This window comes from Bacillus sp. 005/A4HT-01/001 (genome assembly GCF_004634445.1).
In the GTDB taxonomy this organism is placed as follows: Bacteria; Bacillota; Bacilli; order Bacillales; family Bacillaceae; genus Bacillus; species Bacillus altitudinis.
In genome coordinates, this window is the sequence record NZ_SEIZ01000003.1 from 526,895 (window position 1) to 542,100 (window position 15,206).

Annotated in this window: 15 protein-coding genes; all 15 read left to right on the forward strand. The window is 42.6% G+C overall.

From position 1 onward, the window contains the following. The first annotated feature begins 16 nt into the window (after positions 1-16). The 15 genes from sdaAA (at position 17) to ES896_RS12455 (ending at position 15,202) form a co-directional block, all read left to right on the forward strand. A complete protein-coding gene (gene sdaAA, locus ES896_RS12385; RefSeq protein WP_024720342.1) occupies positions 17-919 on the forward strand; it encodes an L-serine ammonia-lyase, iron-sulfur-dependent, subunit alpha in 903 nt (300 codons plus the stop codon). Continuing rightward, on the forward strand, positions 897-2,945 hold the full coding sequence (recG, locus tag ES896_RS12390; protein WP_135226845.1) for an ATP-dependent DNA helicase RecG: 2,049 nt from the start codon (positions 897-899) through the stop codon (positions 2,943-2,945). The genes sdaAA and recG overlap by 23 nt, the downstream gene beginning before the upstream one ends. A 112-nt stretch (positions 2,946-3,057) precedes the next feature. Continuing rightward, positions 3,058-3,624, forward strand: a complete 567-nt coding sequence (gene fapR / locus ES896_RS12395; protein ID WP_017359102.1) for a transcription factor FapR — start codon at positions 3,058-3,060, stop codon at positions 3,622-3,624. A 15-nt stretch (positions 3,625-3,639) separates the two neighbouring features. Then, positions 3,640-4,638, forward strand: coding sequence for a phosphate acyltransferase PlsX (plsX, locus tag ES896_RS12400; protein WP_050827257.1), 999 nt, complete (start codon positions 3,640-3,642; stop codon positions 4,636-4,638). Positions 4,639-4,653: 15 nt separating this feature from the next. Beyond that, the gene (gene fabD / locus ES896_RS12405) at positions 4,654-5,598 is read left to right on the forward strand and encodes an ACP S-malonyltransferase (RefSeq protein WP_060832326.1); all 945 of its coding nucleotides are present in this window, start codon (positions 4,654-4,656) and stop codon (positions 5,596-5,598) included. After that, the gene (gene fabG, locus ES896_RS12410) at positions 5,598-6,341 is read left to right on the forward strand and encodes a 3-oxoacyl-[acyl-carrier-protein] reductase (RefSeq protein ID WP_060832327.1); all 744 of its coding nucleotides are present in this window, start codon (positions 5,598-5,600) and stop codon (positions 6,339-6,341) included. The genes fabD and fabG overlap by 1 nt, the downstream gene beginning before the upstream one ends. An 81-nt stretch (positions 6,342-6,422) precedes the next feature. Continuing rightward, entirely contained in the window at positions 6,423-6,656 is a 234-nt protein-coding gene (gene acpP, locus ES896_RS12415) for an acyl carrier protein (RefSeq protein WP_008344853.1), read from the forward strand. A 184-nt stretch (positions 6,657-6,840) separates the two neighbouring features. Next, positions 6,841-7,584, forward strand: coding sequence for a ribonuclease III (gene rnc / locus ES896_RS12420; protein ID WP_008344850.1), 744 nt, complete (start codon positions 6,841-6,843; stop codon positions 7,582-7,584). Between the two features lie 105 nt (positions 7,585-7,689). Continuing rightward, a complete protein-coding gene (gene smc / locus ES896_RS12425; RefSeq protein WP_135226846.1) occupies positions 7,690-11,250 on the forward strand; it encodes a chromosome segregation protein SMC in 3,561 nt (1,186 codons plus the stop codon). A 21-nt stretch (positions 11,251-11,271) separates the two neighbouring features. Next, positions 11,272-12,258, forward strand: coding sequence for a signal recognition particle-docking protein FtsY (gene ftsY / locus ES896_RS12430; protein WP_007499644.1), 987 nt, complete (start codon positions 11,272-11,274; stop codon positions 12,256-12,258). A gap of 141 nt (positions 12,259-12,399) precedes the next feature. Beyond that, positions 12,400-12,732: a putative DNA-binding protein gene (locus tag ES896_RS12435; RefSeq protein WP_008344844.1), complete on the forward strand. Its 333-nt coding sequence runs from the start codon at positions 12,400-12,402 to the stop codon at positions 12,730-12,732. A gap of 13 nt (positions 12,733-12,745) precedes the next feature. Continuing rightward, on the forward strand, positions 12,746-14,089 hold the full coding sequence (ffh, locus tag ES896_RS12440; RefSeq protein ID WP_008344842.1) for a signal recognition particle protein: 1,344 nt from the start codon (positions 12,746-12,748) through the stop codon (positions 14,087-14,089). A gap of 105 nt (positions 14,090-14,194) precedes the next feature. Then, on the forward strand, positions 14,195-14,467 hold the full coding sequence (rpsP, locus tag ES896_RS12445) for a 30S ribosomal protein S16 (protein WP_008344841.1): 273 nt from the start codon (positions 14,195-14,197) through the stop codon (positions 14,465-14,467). Then, entirely contained in the window at positions 14,467-14,712 is a 246-nt protein-coding gene (locus tag ES896_RS12450; protein ID WP_012009937.1) for a KH domain-containing protein, read from the forward strand. The genes rpsP and ES896_RS12450 overlap by 1 nt, the downstream gene beginning before the upstream one ends. A gap of 103 nt (positions 14,713-14,815) precedes the next feature. Then, a complete protein-coding gene (locus tag ES896_RS12455) occupies positions 14,816-15,202 on the forward strand; it encodes a YlqD family protein (protein ID WP_046526650.1) in 387 nt (128 codons plus the stop codon). Positions 15,203-15,206: the final 4 nt, after the last annotated feature.

Sequence of the window (15,206 nt, forward strand, 5' to 3'; positions counted from 1 at the left end):
AAGGAGGTTATGTATGATGTTTAAAAACGTCAAAGAACTCGTGCAGCTAACAGAAGAACGGAATACCTCCATTTCAGAAATTATGATTACTCAAGAAATGGAAGTGACAGGGAAGTCACGTGAAGACATTTTCTCGCAGATGTACCGCAACCTAGAAGTGATGGAACAGGCCGTTGAAAACGGATTGAAAGGTGTGAAATCATTATCTGGTTTAACAGGCGGGGATGCGGTGAAACTTCAAGCATATATCGCATCAGGCAAAACATTGTCTGGTCATACCATTTTAGATGCCGTGAGTAAGGCAGTGGCAACAAATGAAGTGAATGCAGCAATGGGAACGATCTGTGCAACGCCTACAGCTGGCTCAGCAGGTGTTGTGCCAGGAACGCTCTTTGCGGTGAAAGAAACATTAAAGCCAACAAAGGAACAGATGGTCAGATTCCTATTTACATCTGGTGCATTTGGTTTTGTTGTCGCCAATAACGCAAGTATCTCTGGTGCAGCAGGCGGCTGTCAGGCAGAAGTAGGATCTGCATCAGGTATGGCAGCAGCAGCCATTGTAGAAATGGCAGGCGGTACGCCGCAGCAATCCGCTGAAGCCATGGCCATCACCCTAAAAAATATGCTGGGTCTTGTTTGCGATCCAGTCGCAGGACTTGTGGAAGTGCCATGTGTGAAACGAAACGCAATGGGCGCTTCTAATGCGATGATTGCAGCAGATATGGCACTTGCCGGCATTACAAGCCGCATCCCTTGTGATGAAGTCATTGATGCGATGTACAAAATTGGTCAAACGATGCCAACAGCTCTTCGTGAGACTGCACAAGGCGGACTTGCTGCAACACCGACAGCAAGGGAGCTTGAAAAGAAGATTTTCGGAGGTGTGACCTCATCTCGTGATACAGAAATTGCAAGATAAGATCTCTGCCCTCAAAGGGATTGGAGAAGAAACAGAAAAAACACTAAATGAACTTGGAATCTACACAGTAGCCGATTTACTCGGCTACTTTCCTTATCGATATGACGACTATGAGCTTCGCAACTTAGAGGAAGTCAGGCATGACGAACGTGTCACAGTTGAAGGAAAAGTGCACAGTGAGCCCGTTCTCACCTATTATGGAAAAAAACGAAGCAGGCTGACATTCAGGCTGCTTGTCGGTCGTTTTTTGATTACAGCTATATGCTTCAATCGCCCTTATTTAAAACGAAGTCTTGTTTTAGGCGATACGGTATCAGTTACAGGGAAGTGGGATAAAAACCGGCAATCCATTATGGTGCAGGAATTTAAAAAAGGAACACACGAACAAGATGGCAGTATAGAACCTGTTTATTCAGTCAAAGAAAATGTAACCGTGAAGATGATGAGACGATTTGTAAAACAAGCGTTGTCACTCTATGTAGACCATGCAGATGATCCACTGCCAAAGCAGCTTGTAGCTGCTTATAAACTCATGTCTTATCAAGAAGCACTAAAAACCATTCATCTCCCTGAAACGAGAGACTCGCTCAAGCAAGCAAGACGACGCTTCGTGTACGAGGAATTTCTCATCTTTCAGCTGAAGATGCAGGCGATCAGAAAAAAAGAACGAGAAAAAACATCAGGCATCCAGCATCCGTTCTCAAAAGAGGCGGTCTTTGAGTTTGTTCATAGCCTGCCGTTCCCGCTGACAAAAGCACAATCAAGAGTGCTGGATGAAATTATGTCAGATATGGAATCCCCGTACCGGATGAACCGGCTTCTTCAAGGGGATGTTGGATCGGGGAAAACAGCTGTTGCAGCAATTGCCCTTTATGCCGCTCATTTATCCGGCTTTCAAGGTGCGCTGATGGTGCCAACTGAAATCTTGGCAGAACAGCATGCCGATTCACTGTATCAGCTATTTGAAAAATGGGGGCTAAATATTGCTCTTTTGACGAGTTCAGTGAAAGGAAAGCGCCGCAGAGAACTGCTTGAACGTCTGAAAGAGGGAGATATTGATATTTTAGTCGGCACGCATGCCCTTATCCAGGACGAAGTGGAATTTCAGCAGCTTGGTCTTGTTATTACAGATGAACAGCACAGGTTCGGCGTGGAACAACGGAAAAAGCTGCGAAGCAAAGGGCAGGACCCAGATGTTTTGTTTATGACCGCAACGCCGATTCCAAGAACGCTTGCCATCACAGTATTTGGAGAAATGGACGTCTCAGTCATTGATGAGCTGCCAGCCGGCCGAAAGCAGATTGAAACGTATTGGGTGAAGCATGACATGCTTGAGCGGATTCTTGCTTTTGTTGATAAAGAGCTGAGAAAAGGCAGACAAGCGTATATTATTTGTCCACTTATAGAAGAATCAGACAAACTGGATGTCCAAAATGCGATTGATGTTCACAGCATGCTGACAGAGGCGTATCGGGGAAAATGGTCGATCGGCTTAATGCATGGGAAACTTGCCAGTGATGAAAAAGATCAAGTGATGAGAGATTTCACTTCCAATGAAGTGCAAATCCTTGTGTCAACGACAGTTGTTGAAGTTGGTGTCAACGTGCCGAATGCGACCATCATGGTCATTTATGATGCGGACCGCTTTGGACTGTCACAGCTTCATCAGTTAAGAGGCCGGGTCGGACGCGGAGAGCATCAATCTTTTTGTATTTTAATGGCGGACCCTAAATCAGAGACCGGTAAAGAGCGCATGCGGATCATGTCTGAAACAACGGATGGCTTTGAACTGTCTGAAAAGGACTTAGAACTAAGAGGCCCTGGCGACTTCTTTGGCAAGAAACAAAGCGGAATGCCTGAATTTAAAGTGGCAGATATGGTTCATGACTATAGAGCGCTTGAAACCGCTAGAAAAGATGCGGCAGAGCTCGTGCAGTCTGAAGCCTTTTGGACAGAACCTGAATACAAAGAACTTAGGCAAACACTCGTAGACAGCGGTGTGCTAGGCGGAGATAAATTGAGCTGATCAAGTGCTGGAGGAATTTTCTTGTCTTTTTGAAACAAGGATTGATTTATCATCTATGAGATTATATACTACTATTAGTACCTAGTCATAAATGTACGGATGGTGTCTGCATATGAAACTAAATAAAAAAGAACGACAAAAGCTTCTCCAGCAAACGATCAGCTCGACTCCGTTCATTACTGATGAAGAATTGGCAAGTAAGTTCGGTGTAAGCATTCAAACAGTTCGTCTTGACCGTTTGGAGCTGTCAATCCCTGAATTACGCGAACGAATTAAGCACGTGGCCGAAAAGACATTAGAGGATGAAGTGAAGTCTCTTCCGCTGGATGAAGTCATTGGAGAAATGATTGATGTAGAGCTTGATGATCAAGCGATTTCCATTTTTGAAGTGAGAAAAGAGCATGTATTCAGCCGTAACCAAATTGCCAGGGGACATCATCTTTTTGCCCAGGCAAATTCGCTGGCAGTAGCCGTCATCGACGATGAACTGGCTTTGACAGCAAAAGCAAATATTAAGTTTACAAGGCAGGTCAAACAAGGCGAAAGAGTCGTCTCAAAAGCCAAAGTTGCCTCACATGATAAAGAAAAAGGCAGAACCGTAGTTGAAGTAAACAGCTATGTAGGTGAGGAAGTTGTCTTCTCAGGCGATTTCGTCATGTATCGCTCAAAACAAAAGTAAAAGGTGGCACATAACATGAGAATTGCAGTCGATGCAATGGGGGGAGATCATGCCCCTAAAGCCATTATTGACGGTGTGCAAAAAAGCTTAGAAGCATTTTCAGATATCGAGATTACACTAGTCGGCGATGAAAGCAAGATCAAATCATACATAACAAATCATGAACGCATCACGATCTTAGATGCAAAAGAAGTCATTGAACCGACGGATGAACCAGTGCGTGCAGTGAGACGTAAAAAGGATTCTTCTATGGTGAAAATGGCGCAGGAAGTTTCAGAAGGAAGAGCAGATGCCTGTATTTCAGCTGGAAATACTGGGGCACTCATGACAGCAGGCCTGTTTATCGTAGGCAGAATTGATGGTATTGACAGACCAGCACTTGCTCCGACGTTGCCAACACTTGATGGCAGCGGGTTCTTATTATTGGATGTCGGCGCAAACGTTGATGCAAAGCCAGAGCATCTTGTGCAATATGCCATGATGGGATCTATTTACGCAGAGCATGTCTTCCCGAAGAGCAATCCACGCGTTGGACTTTTAAATGTCGGGACAGAAGATAAAAAAGGCAACGATTTAACGAAAAAAACCTTTGAATTATTAAAAGCATCAGATTTGAATTTCATAGGAAATGTAGAATCGCGTGACTTATTAGAAGGTGTAGCTGATGTCGTTGTCACAGATGGTTTCACGGGGAATATCGCCCTTAAAACGATCGAAGGCACAGCTCTTTCTGTTTTTAAAATGCTGAAAGAAACCTTAACATCCAGCTTCACAGCTAAAATAGCAGCAGGTATGATGAAGCCAAAATTAATGCAGATGAAATCTAAAATGGATTACTCCGAATATGGTGGTGCCGCATTATTTGGTTTAAAAGCACCCGTTATTAAAGCGCATGGTTCCTCTGATGAAAATGCGATTTTTCATGCCATTCGTCAGGCGCGCGACATCGTTAAAAAAGACGTTTCAGCTATCATTCATCAAGAAGTTCAAAAAGAAGACACGAATGAGTCGTAATGGAGGTAGAGCAGCATGAGTAAAATTGCTTTTTTATTCCCAGGCCAAGGCTCTCAAAAAATTGGCATGGGAAAAGATTTATTTGACCAAGAAGCAGCATCTAAAGCTGTGTTTGAAGAAGCAGATCAGACCCTTGGTTTTGATTTATCTTCAATGATTTTTGAAGGAGATGCAGAAGAACTGACGCTGACATATAATGCACAGCCAGCTCTTTTAACGACAAGCATCGCGATCTTAAAGAAATTTGAAGAGAGCGGAATCAAAGCAGATTATGCAGCAGGGCACAGCCTAGGTGAATATACAGCCCTTGTTGCAGCGGGAGCTCTTTTGTTTAAAGATGCCGTTTTCGCAGTGAGAAAGCGCGGCGAATTAATGAATGAAGCCGTTCCAGCAGGAGAAGGCGCAATGGCGGCGATTCTTGGCTTAGACCAAGCAGCGCTTTTAGAAGTGACAAAAGAAGTGACAGAAAGCGGTCATCTTGTAGAACTTGCGAACTTAAACTGTCCGGGCCAAATCGTCATCTCCGGTACAGCAAAAGGTGTGGAACTTGCATCAGAGAAAGCGAAAGAAAAGGGCGCAAAACGTGCAATTCCACTTGAAGTGAGTGGACCTTTCCATTCTGCATTAATGAAACCAGCAGCTGAAAAATTCACAGATGTATTATCTAAATTAGACATTTCTGATGCCGCGACGCCAGTGATTTCAAACGTAACAGCAGACATCGTGACATCACGTAATGAAATTGAAACGAAGCTGATTGAACAATTGTATTCTCCTGTTCGATTTGAAGAAAGTGTAGAACGCCTGATTGACTTAGGCGTGACAACATTTATTGAAATTGGTCCTGGTAAAGTGCTCTCAGGTCTTGTGAAAAAAGTCAATCGCCGCCTGACGACCATTTCCGTATCAGATCAAGCAACAATTGAAGCAGCTATTCAAACACTCAAGGGGGATTCTTGATGCTTACAAATAAAACAGCCGTTGTCACAGGTGCATCACGCGGTATTGGCCGTTCGATTGCGATCGATTTGGCGAAAAAAGGTGCCAATGTTGTGGTGAACTATTCAGGCAACGAAGCAAAAGCAAACGAAGTCGTCGATGAGATCAAAGCACTTGGCCAGCAGGCTTTTGCTGTCAAAGCGGATGTGTCAAATGCAGAAGAAGTACAGGCATTAATGAAACAAGCCGTTGATACATTTGGTTCAATCGACATTCTTGTGAATAATGCTGGAATTACAAAGGACAACCTGCTCATGAGAATGAAAGAAAATGAATGGGATGATGTCATTAACATAAACTTAAAAGGTGTCTTCAACTGTACAAAAGCTGTGACACGTCAAATGATGAAACAGCGCAGCGGAAGAATCATCAATGTAGCATCTGTTGTCGGCGTTTGCGGAAACCCTGGACAAGCAAACTATGTTGCAGCAAAAGCTGGTGTGATCGGTTTAACGAAAACAACAGCGAAAGAGCTGGCAAGCCGTCATATTACAGTCAATGCCGTAGCACCAGGCTTTATTTCTACTGATATGACTGACAAGCTTGATGAGAATGTTCAAACAGAAATGCTTAAGCAAATCCCGCTCGCACGCTTTGGTGCGCCTGAAGATATAAGCAACGTCGTTGTCTTTTTAGCTTCAGAAGGAGCAGGTTATATTACAGGTCAAACCATCCAAGTAGATGGCGGAATGGTTATGGCCTAAGAAATATCAAAATTTCGTTACGTTTTCTCTAGTTTTTTAAAAACGAATCAACTATAATACTTTGAGGGGAGGTGAAAGGCAATGGCAGACGTATTAGAGCGTGTATCAAAAATTATTGTAGACCGCCTTGGCGTTGATGAGGCTGACGTGAAAATGGAAGCTTCATTTAAAGAAGATTTAGGCGCTGATTCCCTTGATGTAGTTGAGCTAGTTATGGAACTTGAAGATGAGTTCGATATGGAAATTTCTGACGAAGATGCTGAAAAAATTGCAACAGTCGGTGACGCTGTGAACTACATAAATAACCAGCAATAAGCGTAACAAAGTCCCGTCTATTTTCATGGCGGGACTTTGAAAATTTATGTTAGTTTCAACATATTCAGCTGATCAATTGTCAGCCTTTTTCAGATGCTAAGGAGCACGGTTTCCTTGCATGTAGAAAGAGAGACTCCATATAATCAGTATCCTTAAAGGCGATGACGCCTACCTGGAGGTTGCTATGCCAAAACAATATAAAGACAAACAGAAACAGAGCAAAAAACTAGAGCAATTCAGAGAATTTCAGCAGCGCATTTCTGTACACTTTAAAAATGAGAAACTACTCTATCAAGCCTTTACACATTCCTCTTATGTGAATGAGCATCGGAAAAAACCTTATGAGGATAATGAAAGACTTGAATTTTTAGGGGACGCTGTTTTAGAATTGACGATCTCACAGTTCTTATTTGCAAAGTACCCAGCCATGAGCGAGGGAGATTTAACAAAACTGAGAGCGGCGATCGTATGTGAGCCATCACTTGTGTCATTAGCGCATGAGCTGTCCTTCGGAGACCTTGTTCTTTTAGGAAAAGGGGAAGAAATGACAGGCGGTAGAAAGCGTCCGGCACTCTTAGCAGACGTATTTGAGGCGTTTATCGGAGCGCTTTATTTAGATCAAGGACTTGAGCCTGTTGAGCGATTCCTAGAAGCCTATGTGTACCCGAAAATTAATGACGGGGCATTCTCACATGTCATGGACTTTAAAAGCCAGCTTCAAGAATTTGTTCAGCGAGATGGAAAAGGTGTACTTGAATACCGAATCCTGCATGAAAAAGGCCCAGCACATAACCGGGAATTTGAAGCAAATGTATCCCTTAGGGGAGAAGTGCTCGGAATTGGAAATGGTCGTTCAAAAAAAGAAGCGGAACAGCATGCTGCACAGGAAGCACTTGCTAAATTACAGAAACATCATATGAACCAATAAAATCCCCCTCGTGATTCAGGGGGATTTCACTCTGTTTTCCATCATCTTTTTTCAGTTCATATGGTAAGATAATAGTACTTTAAATACATAAGGAGGATCACTCTCATGTTCCTCAAACGTTTAGACGTGATAGGATTCAAATCTTTCGCACAGCGGGTGACTGTAGACTTTGTCAAAGGGGTTACAGCTGTTGTTGGACCAAACGGAAGCGGCAAAAGTAATATTACTGATGCGATCCGCTGGGTACTTGGAGAGCAATCAGCAAAAAGCCTCCGCGGAGGAAAAATGGAAGACATCATTTTTGCAGGAAGTGACTCAAGAAAACGAGTCAACTTAGCAGAAGTGACATTAACGCTCGATAACGAAGATCACTTTTTGCCGATCGATTTTCACGAAGTCAGTGTGACAAGAAGAGTCTATCGTTCTGGAGAAAGTGAATTTCTCATTAACAATCAATCTGTCCGCTTAAAGGATATTATTGATCTTTTCATGGATTCAGGTCTTGGAAAAGAAGCTTTTTCGATCATCAGCCAAGGTAAGGTAGAAGAGATTCTATCGAGTAAAGCTGAAGAAAGACGTAGCATCTTTGAAGAAGCAGCTGGTGTCCTGAAATATAAAACAAGAAAGAAAAAAGCCGAGAATAAACTGTTTGAAACGCAGGACAACTTAAACCGGGTAGAAGATATTCTGCATGAACTAGAAGATCAAGTAGAACCACTAAGAATGCAGGCATCTATTGCAAAAGACTATCTGCAAAAGAAAGAAGAACTTGAAAATGTAGAAATTGCTCTCACCGTCCATGATATTGAAGCACTGCACAAAAAATGGACAACACTTGGTGAAGCTGTCGAGCGGTTCAAACAAGATGAAATGAAGCAGTCCACAGACATTCAAGCGAAGGAAGCCAAAATCGAAGAATCGAGAGACCGTATTCAGGCGCTTGACGATTCGATTCATGACCTCCAAGAAGTCCTCCTTTTCACAAGTGAAGAACTAGAAAAGCTTGAAGGGAAAAAAGAAGTTCTAAAAGAACGGAAAAAAAATGCGGCCGCTAACCAAGGGCAGCTAGAAGACACGCTCGTGCGTTTAACCGAAAAACAGGCGTTGTTAACGGAAAAGATTGAACAGCAGAAAGTCACACGTGACAGCCTGCAAACAGAAGTGCAGCAGCTAAAAGATGAAGTGAAAACAAAACAGCATCAGCTGTCTCTTCATAGTGAAGATGTGGAAGGGCAAATTGAACAGCTGAAAAGCGATTATTTTGACCTATTAAACGAGCAAGCTTCTATCCGAAACGAACGTAAATTACTAGAAGAGCAGCAGCGCCAAGCAGCCTTGCAGCTAGAGCGGTTAACGCAAAATAATCAGAAACATATCGAAGAACGGGTGTCTGTGAAGGAAAAGAAAACAGAAGCCGAGAAGCAACTTTCAGAACGAGAAGAAGACATTTTGGCTCAGGTGAAACGCTTTAGAGAAGCGGAACAAAAGCTAGAGCAGATGAAGCGTCAATACGAGAAAAAAGAAACGGCTCTTTACCAAGCCTATCAATATGTACAGCAGGCAAAATCTAAAAAAGAAATGCTTGAATCGATGCAGGAAGACTTCTCAGGTTTTTTCCAAGGAGTAAAAGAGGTTTTAAAGGCAAAGGACCGGTTAGGCGGTATTTACGGGGCGATTGCAGAGCTGATTCAAACAGAGCAGCAACATGAAACAGCGATTGAAATTGCACTTGGCGCAGCCACGCAGCATGTCGTTACTGAAAATGAAGCGGCTGCCAGACAGGCCATTGGATACTTAAAGCAGCATTCCTTTGGGCGTGCGACCTTCCTGCCGATGAACGTCATTAAAGAACGAACCATTCAGTTTAGAGATATTCAAACAGCTGAGCAGCATGACGCATTTATCGGCGTAGCGAGTCAGCTCGTTTCCTTTGACGAAAAGTATGAAAAAGTCATACAGAATTTGCTTGGAACGGTCCTGATTGTTCAAGACTTAAAAGGTGCCAATGAGCTGGCGAAAATGCTTGGACATCGTTATCGCATCGTGACCCTTGATGGGGACGTGGTGAACCCAGGCGGTTCAATGACTGGGGGCGGCGTAAAGAAAAAGAACAATTCCCTCCTCTCCAGAAACCGAGAGATTGAAACATTAACAAAGCAGCTCGTTGAAATGGAAGAAAAAACAACGATCCTTGAAAAAGAAACAAAAGAAACGAAGCAATCGATTGCCGCAAGCGAAGTCCAATTAAATGAACTGCGTCAGCGCGGCGAAATTCTTCGAGAAAAGCAGCAAGAGTTAAAAGGGACATTATATGAACTGCAAGTAGCCGAAAAAAATATTAACGCTCATCTAGAGCTCTATGATCAAGAAAAAGAAGAGTTGCAGCAGCGCTCTAGCGAACTTGCGAGCAAGGACAAAGAGCAGGCAGCCCTTGAAACATCTATAGGTGAGAAACTGACCTCTCTTGACGAAGAGATCAACACGTTAACAAAACGGAAGCAAACCCAAAGCTCAACGAAAGAAACCATTTCTTCCGAATTAACAGAGCTGAAAATCTTGCTTGCCAAAAAAGAGCAGTCTTTAGCAAATGAACAAGAAAAACTGTCGAGCTTAACGGCTGAATTAGAAGAGGCTGAAAAGACGCTGACGGAAACAAAAGAAGATTTGTCCCTCTTAACAAGTGAAATGTCATCCAGCTCAAGCGGCGCCGAACAACTGGAAGAAGCGGCAAAAGAGAAACTGGAACATAAAAACAAAACGACAGCGCTTATCTCAGAGCGACGCAAACAGCGCCTGGCTCTTTCTGAAACATTAGAATTCGCTGAACGTGAACTGAAAGAGCAAAAACGCCTGTATAAACAGCTCACGACAAGTTTAAAAGATGAAGAGATCAAGCTTGGTCGCATGGAAGTTGAACTTGATAACCTCATCGCCTATTTAAATGAAGAGTATGCCCTTTCGTTTGAAGGAGCAAAAGAAATGTATCATCTGACGCTATCGCCGGATGAAGCAAGAAAACGCGTGAAATTGATCAAACTAGCCATTGAAGAGCTTGGAACAGTGAACTTAGGCAGCATTGACGAGTATGAACGTGTGAATGAACGTTTTCTCTTCTTAACAGAACAGCGCAATGATCTGACAGAAGCGAAAAATACGTTATTCCAAGTCATTGAAGAAATGGATCAGGAGATGACGAAACGTTTCTCTGAGACATTCTCTCAAATCCGCGGGCATTTTGAATCTGTTTTCCAAGCATTATTTGGCGGAGGAAGAGCAGACCTTAAGTTGACAGATCCAAACGATTTACTAAACTCAGGCGTCGATATTGTGGCGCAGCCGCCGGGGAAAAAGCTGCAAAATCTAAGCCTGCTTTCAGGCGGAGAAAGAGCATTAACAGCCATCGCCTTATTATTCTCGATCTTAAAAGTGAGACCAGTTCCATTCTGTGTGCTAGATGAGGTAGAAGCGGCACTTGATGAAGCGAATGTGTTCCGCTTTGCCCAGTATTTAAAGAAATATAGCCAAGAAACACAGTTCATTGTGATTACACACCGAAAAGGAACCATGGAAGAAGCAGATGTTCTGTACGGTGTCACGATGCAGGAGTCGGGTGTCTCAAAACTAGTATCTGTCAAACTAGAGGAAACGAAAGAGCTTGTCCAGTAATTAAAGGAGGTTTTTGAACCCATGAGCTTTTTTAAGAAATTAAAAGAAAAATTTACGCAGCAAACCGATTCAGTATCAGAAAAGTTTAAAGATGGACTTGAAAAAACGAGAAATTCGTTTCAGGGAAAAGTAAATGAACTCATTTCTCGCTATCGTAAAGTGGATGAAGACTTTTTTGAAGAACTAGAAGAAGTGTTAATCGGTGCGGATGTTGGTTTCACGACTGTGATGGAACTGATTGATGAGCTGAAAAAAGAAGTGAAATTAAGAAACATTCAAGACCCAAGTGAAGTACAAGCAGTCATCTCTGAAAAACTCGTAGAGATTTACAATAGCGGTGAGGAACAAATCTCTGAACTGAACATTGAAGACGGACGTTTAAATATTATTTTATTTGTAGGCGTGAACGGTGTCGGTAAAACCACAACCATTGGTAAGCTGGCAAACAAGCTAAAAAATGAAGGGAAATCCGTCATTTTAGCAGCAGGTGATACGTTCCGTGCGGGGGCGATTGAGCAGCTTGAAGTATGGGGCGAGCGCTCTGGTGTTCCTGTCGTTAAACAAACAGCAGGCTCTGACCCGGCAGCGGTCATCTATGATGCCGTTCAATCAGCTAAAGCCAAAAAAGCAGATGTCTTGATCTGTGATACAGCAGGCAGACTGCAAAACAAAGTCAACTTGATGAAAGAGCTAGAGAAGGTCAAGAGAGTCATTGAACGCGAAGTGCCCGATGCACCGCACGAAGTACTGCTTGCCCTTGATGCGACAACGGGTCAAAATGCGATGGCGCAAGCGAAGGAATTTTCTAAAGCAACAAACGTGACAGGTATTGCTTTAACAAAGCTTGACGGTACTGCAAAAGGCGGGATTGTTCTTGCCATTCGCAATGAGCTCAACATCCCTGTAAAACTTGTCGGACTAGGTGAAAAAGTAGACGATCTGCAAGAGTTCGATGCTGAATCGTATGTGTACGGATTATTCTCAGACATCATTGATCAAGAAGACTAATCAAGATGCCGGCAAAATTGCCGGCATTTTTATTTATATATCGCCGCAGGAAGTGACAAGATAAAAACTTGACACATAGATCAGAACCGTGTAAACTTAGTTGTTGTAAAGGGAATGAACTTAACAAAGGGGAGAGAGCCCATGACGCTTGAAAAGACAACGAGAATGAACTACTTGTTTGATTTCTATCAATCGTTGTTGACCGCAAAACAAAAGAGCTACATGTCGCTTTACTACCTAGACGATTTTTCCCTCGGTGAAATTGCGGATGAATATGAAGTATCAAGACAGGCTGTTTATGATAATATTAAACGGACTGAAGCGATGCTTGAACAATATGAAGAAAAGCTGCTCTTGTTTAAGAAATTTAAAGAGCGTAAAGAACTTCTCACAAAAATGAGAGAGCTTGTAGCAGATTCCGCGCAAAAGGAAGAAGCAGAAGCTTTAATTGAATCGCTTGAGAAATTAGATTAGGAGGCGGCACAGTATGGCATTTGAAGGATTAGCCGACCGACTGCAGCAGACGATTTCAAAAATCCGCGGCAAAGGAAAAGTGTCAGAGCAAGATGTAAAAGAAATGATGCGCGAGGTACGCCTTGCCCTTCTTGAAGCTGACGTCAATTTTAAAGTAGTCAAAGACTTTGTGAAAAAAGTAAGCGAGCGGGCAGTTGGACAAGAGGTCATGCAAAGTCTTACCCCAGGACAACAGGTCATTAAAGTTGTAAAAGAAGAACTCACTGAATTAATGGGCGGGGAAGAGAGTAAAATCGCTGTAGCGAAAAAATCTCCAACTGTCATTATGATGGTTGGTCTTCAAGGGGCAGGTAAAACGACCACAACTGGAAAGCTTGCCAACTTACTTCGCAAAAAACATAATCGCAAGCCGATGATGGTGGCCGCTGATATTTACAGACCAGCAGCGATCCAGCAGCTTCAAACGCTTGGGAAACAGCTTGATATGCCCGTATTCTCATTAGGTGATCAAGTTAGTCCTGTCGAAATTGCCAAACAGGCAATTGAAAAAGCGAAAGAAGAACATCATGATTATGTCATTTTAGATACAGCAGGACGTCTTCATATTGATGAAGACTTAATGGATGAACTTCAGAAAGTAAAAGAAGTCGCAAATCCAGAAGAGATTTTCCTCGTTGTTGACTCGATGACTGGTCAAGATGCTGTCAATGTCGCAAAAAGCTTTAATGAACAGCTTGGTTTAACAGGTGTCGTTCTGACAAAACTAGACGGTGATACGCGAGGCGGGGCAGCACTTTCAATTCGTGCAGTCACAAATACGCCGATTAAATTCGCCGCACTAGGTGAAAAGCTTGATGCAATTGAACCATTCCATCCAGAGCGTATGGCATCGAGAATTCTTGGCATGGGAGATGTGCTCACGCTTATTGAAAAAGCACAAGCAAACGTTGACCAAGATAAAGCGAAAGAGCTTGAACAAAAAATGCGGACAATGAGCTTCACGCTCGATGATTTCCTCGAGCAGCTTGGGCAGGTTCGCAACATGGGTCCACTTGATGAACTGATCCAAATGATGCCGGGAGCCGGTAAAATGAAAGGGCTCAAAAACGTCCAAGTAGACGAAAAGCAGCTCAATCACATCGAAGCGATCATTAAATCAATGACGACCGAAGAAAAAGAACAGCCAGAGGTCATCAATGCAAGCCGCAGAAAACGGATTGCAAAAGGAAGCGGAACATCTGTACAGGAAGTCAATCGCCTTTTAAAACAATTTGACGAAATGAAAAAGATGATGAAGCAAATGACCAATATGTCCAAAGGAAAGAAAAAAGGCGGCTTTAAATTACCATTTATGTAATTGGTTATACATGATAAAACCGTTGTTAAGAAAAAACACTTTACAAACCCTTTTATCATTGTTAATATACTATCTTGTTGAAATATTTTCGGAGGTGCTAGTAAAATGGCAGTAAAAATTCGTTTAAAACGTATGGGAGCAAAAAAATCTCCTTTCTATCGTATTGTTGTAGCAGATTCTCGTTCACCACGTGACGGTCGTTTCATCGAAACAGTTGGAACTTACAACCCAGTGGTATCACCAGCTGAGGTGAAAATCAACGAAGAATTAGCGCTTAAATGGCTTCAAAATGGTGCGAAACCATCTGATACAGTTCGTAACCTTTTCTCAAGCCAAGGAATTCTTGAAAAATTTCATAATGCGAAAAACAGCAAATAATGAATGAGCTGTCCTTGGAAGAATTGATTGTGTCCATCGTCGAGCCACTTGTTGATTTCCCTGAAGATATTCACGTATCTTCATTAGAAAAAGATGAGCAGGTCATTTACACACTGTCTGTCAATGCTGAAGATACCGGAAAAGTGATCGGTAAGCAGGGACGTACAGCTAAAGCGATACGAACAGTCATGTTTGCAGCAAGTGCAGAGTCTTCTAAGAAAGTTCAACTTGAGATTGCTGACTAAAAAGGGAGAGGGCTTAGGACCTCCCCTTTTTTTACACGTTTAAATCTATTTTTCGTTATACTGTAGAGGACAAATGCCTTCGGATAGGGGGACAAAAAGGAAGATGCAGATCATTCAACATGTCACCGTCATGCAAGTATTAACTGAAAGCAGTAAGGACAAACTGTTAACGACTTTTTTGGAGAAAAAAGAAAGACTAGAACGTGAGTGCAATCAACTATATTTTCAACTAAAAAAGCATGAAAAAGAACCACATCAGCAAGAAGCCATCCCTCAATTTCAAAAAGCCATTGAAAAAAGACAAGAGAAAATGAGGCAAATTGATTTTCAAGTCGAGCAGCTGCATATCTTGCCTCTTGGCAGTGAAATGAAAGAAACAGAAGTGGATGCGCTGGTTGAAGTGAAAATAGGTGATAAATGGGATGACAAAATGCAAGACAATGTCATCGTCGTGAAAGACGGCACCATTGTGGAAATACGTCAGGGGTGATTGA

Coding starts and splice junctions, on each gene's coding strand:
- sdaAA (WP_024720342.1), top strand. CDS start 17: ATGTTTAAAAACGTCAAAGAACTCGTGCAGCTAACAGAAGAACGGAAT.
- fapR (WP_017359102.1), top strand. CDS start 3,058: ATGAAACTAAATAAAAAAGAACGACAAAAGCTTCTCCAGCAAACGATC.
- plsX (WP_050827257.1), top strand. CDS start 3,640: ATGAGAATTGCAGTCGATGCAATGGGGGGAGATCATGCCCCTAAAGCC.
- fabD (WP_060832326.1), top strand. CDS start 4,654: ATGAGTAAAATTGCTTTTTTATTCCCAGGCCAAGGCTCTCAAAAAATT.
- fabG (WP_060832327.1), top strand. CDS start 5,598: ATGCTTACAAATAAAACAGCCGTTGTCACAGGTGCATCACGCGGTATT.
- acpP (WP_008344853.1), top strand. CDS start 6,423: ATGGCAGACGTATTAGAGCGTGTATCAAAAATTATTGTAGACCGCCTT.
- rnc (WP_008344850.1), top strand. CDS start 6,841: ATGCCAAAACAATATAAAGACAAACAGAAACAGAGCAAAAAACTAGAG.
- smc (WP_135226846.1), top strand. CDS start 7,690: ATGTTCCTCAAACGTTTAGACGTGATAGGATTCAAATCTTTCGCACAG.
- ftsY (WP_007499644.1), top strand. CDS start 11,272: ATGAGCTTTTTTAAGAAATTAAAAGAAAAATTTACGCAGCAAACCGAT.
- ES896_RS12435 (WP_008344844.1), top strand. CDS start 12,400: ATGACGCTTGAAAAGACAACGAGAATGAACTACTTGTTTGATTTCTAT.
- ffh (WP_008344842.1), top strand. CDS start 12,746: ATGGCATTTGAAGGATTAGCCGACCGACTGCAGCAGACGATTTCAAAA.
- rpsP (WP_008344841.1), top strand. CDS start 14,195: ATGGCAGTAAAAATTCGTTTAAAACGTATGGGAGCAAAAAAATCTCCT.
- ES896_RS12450 (WP_012009937.1), top strand. CDS start 14,467: ATGAATGAGCTGTCCTTGGAAGAATTGATTGTGTCCATCGTCGAGCCA.
- ES896_RS12455 (WP_046526650.1), top strand. CDS start 14,816: ATGCAGATCATTCAACATGTCACCGTCATGCAAGTATTAACTGAAAGC.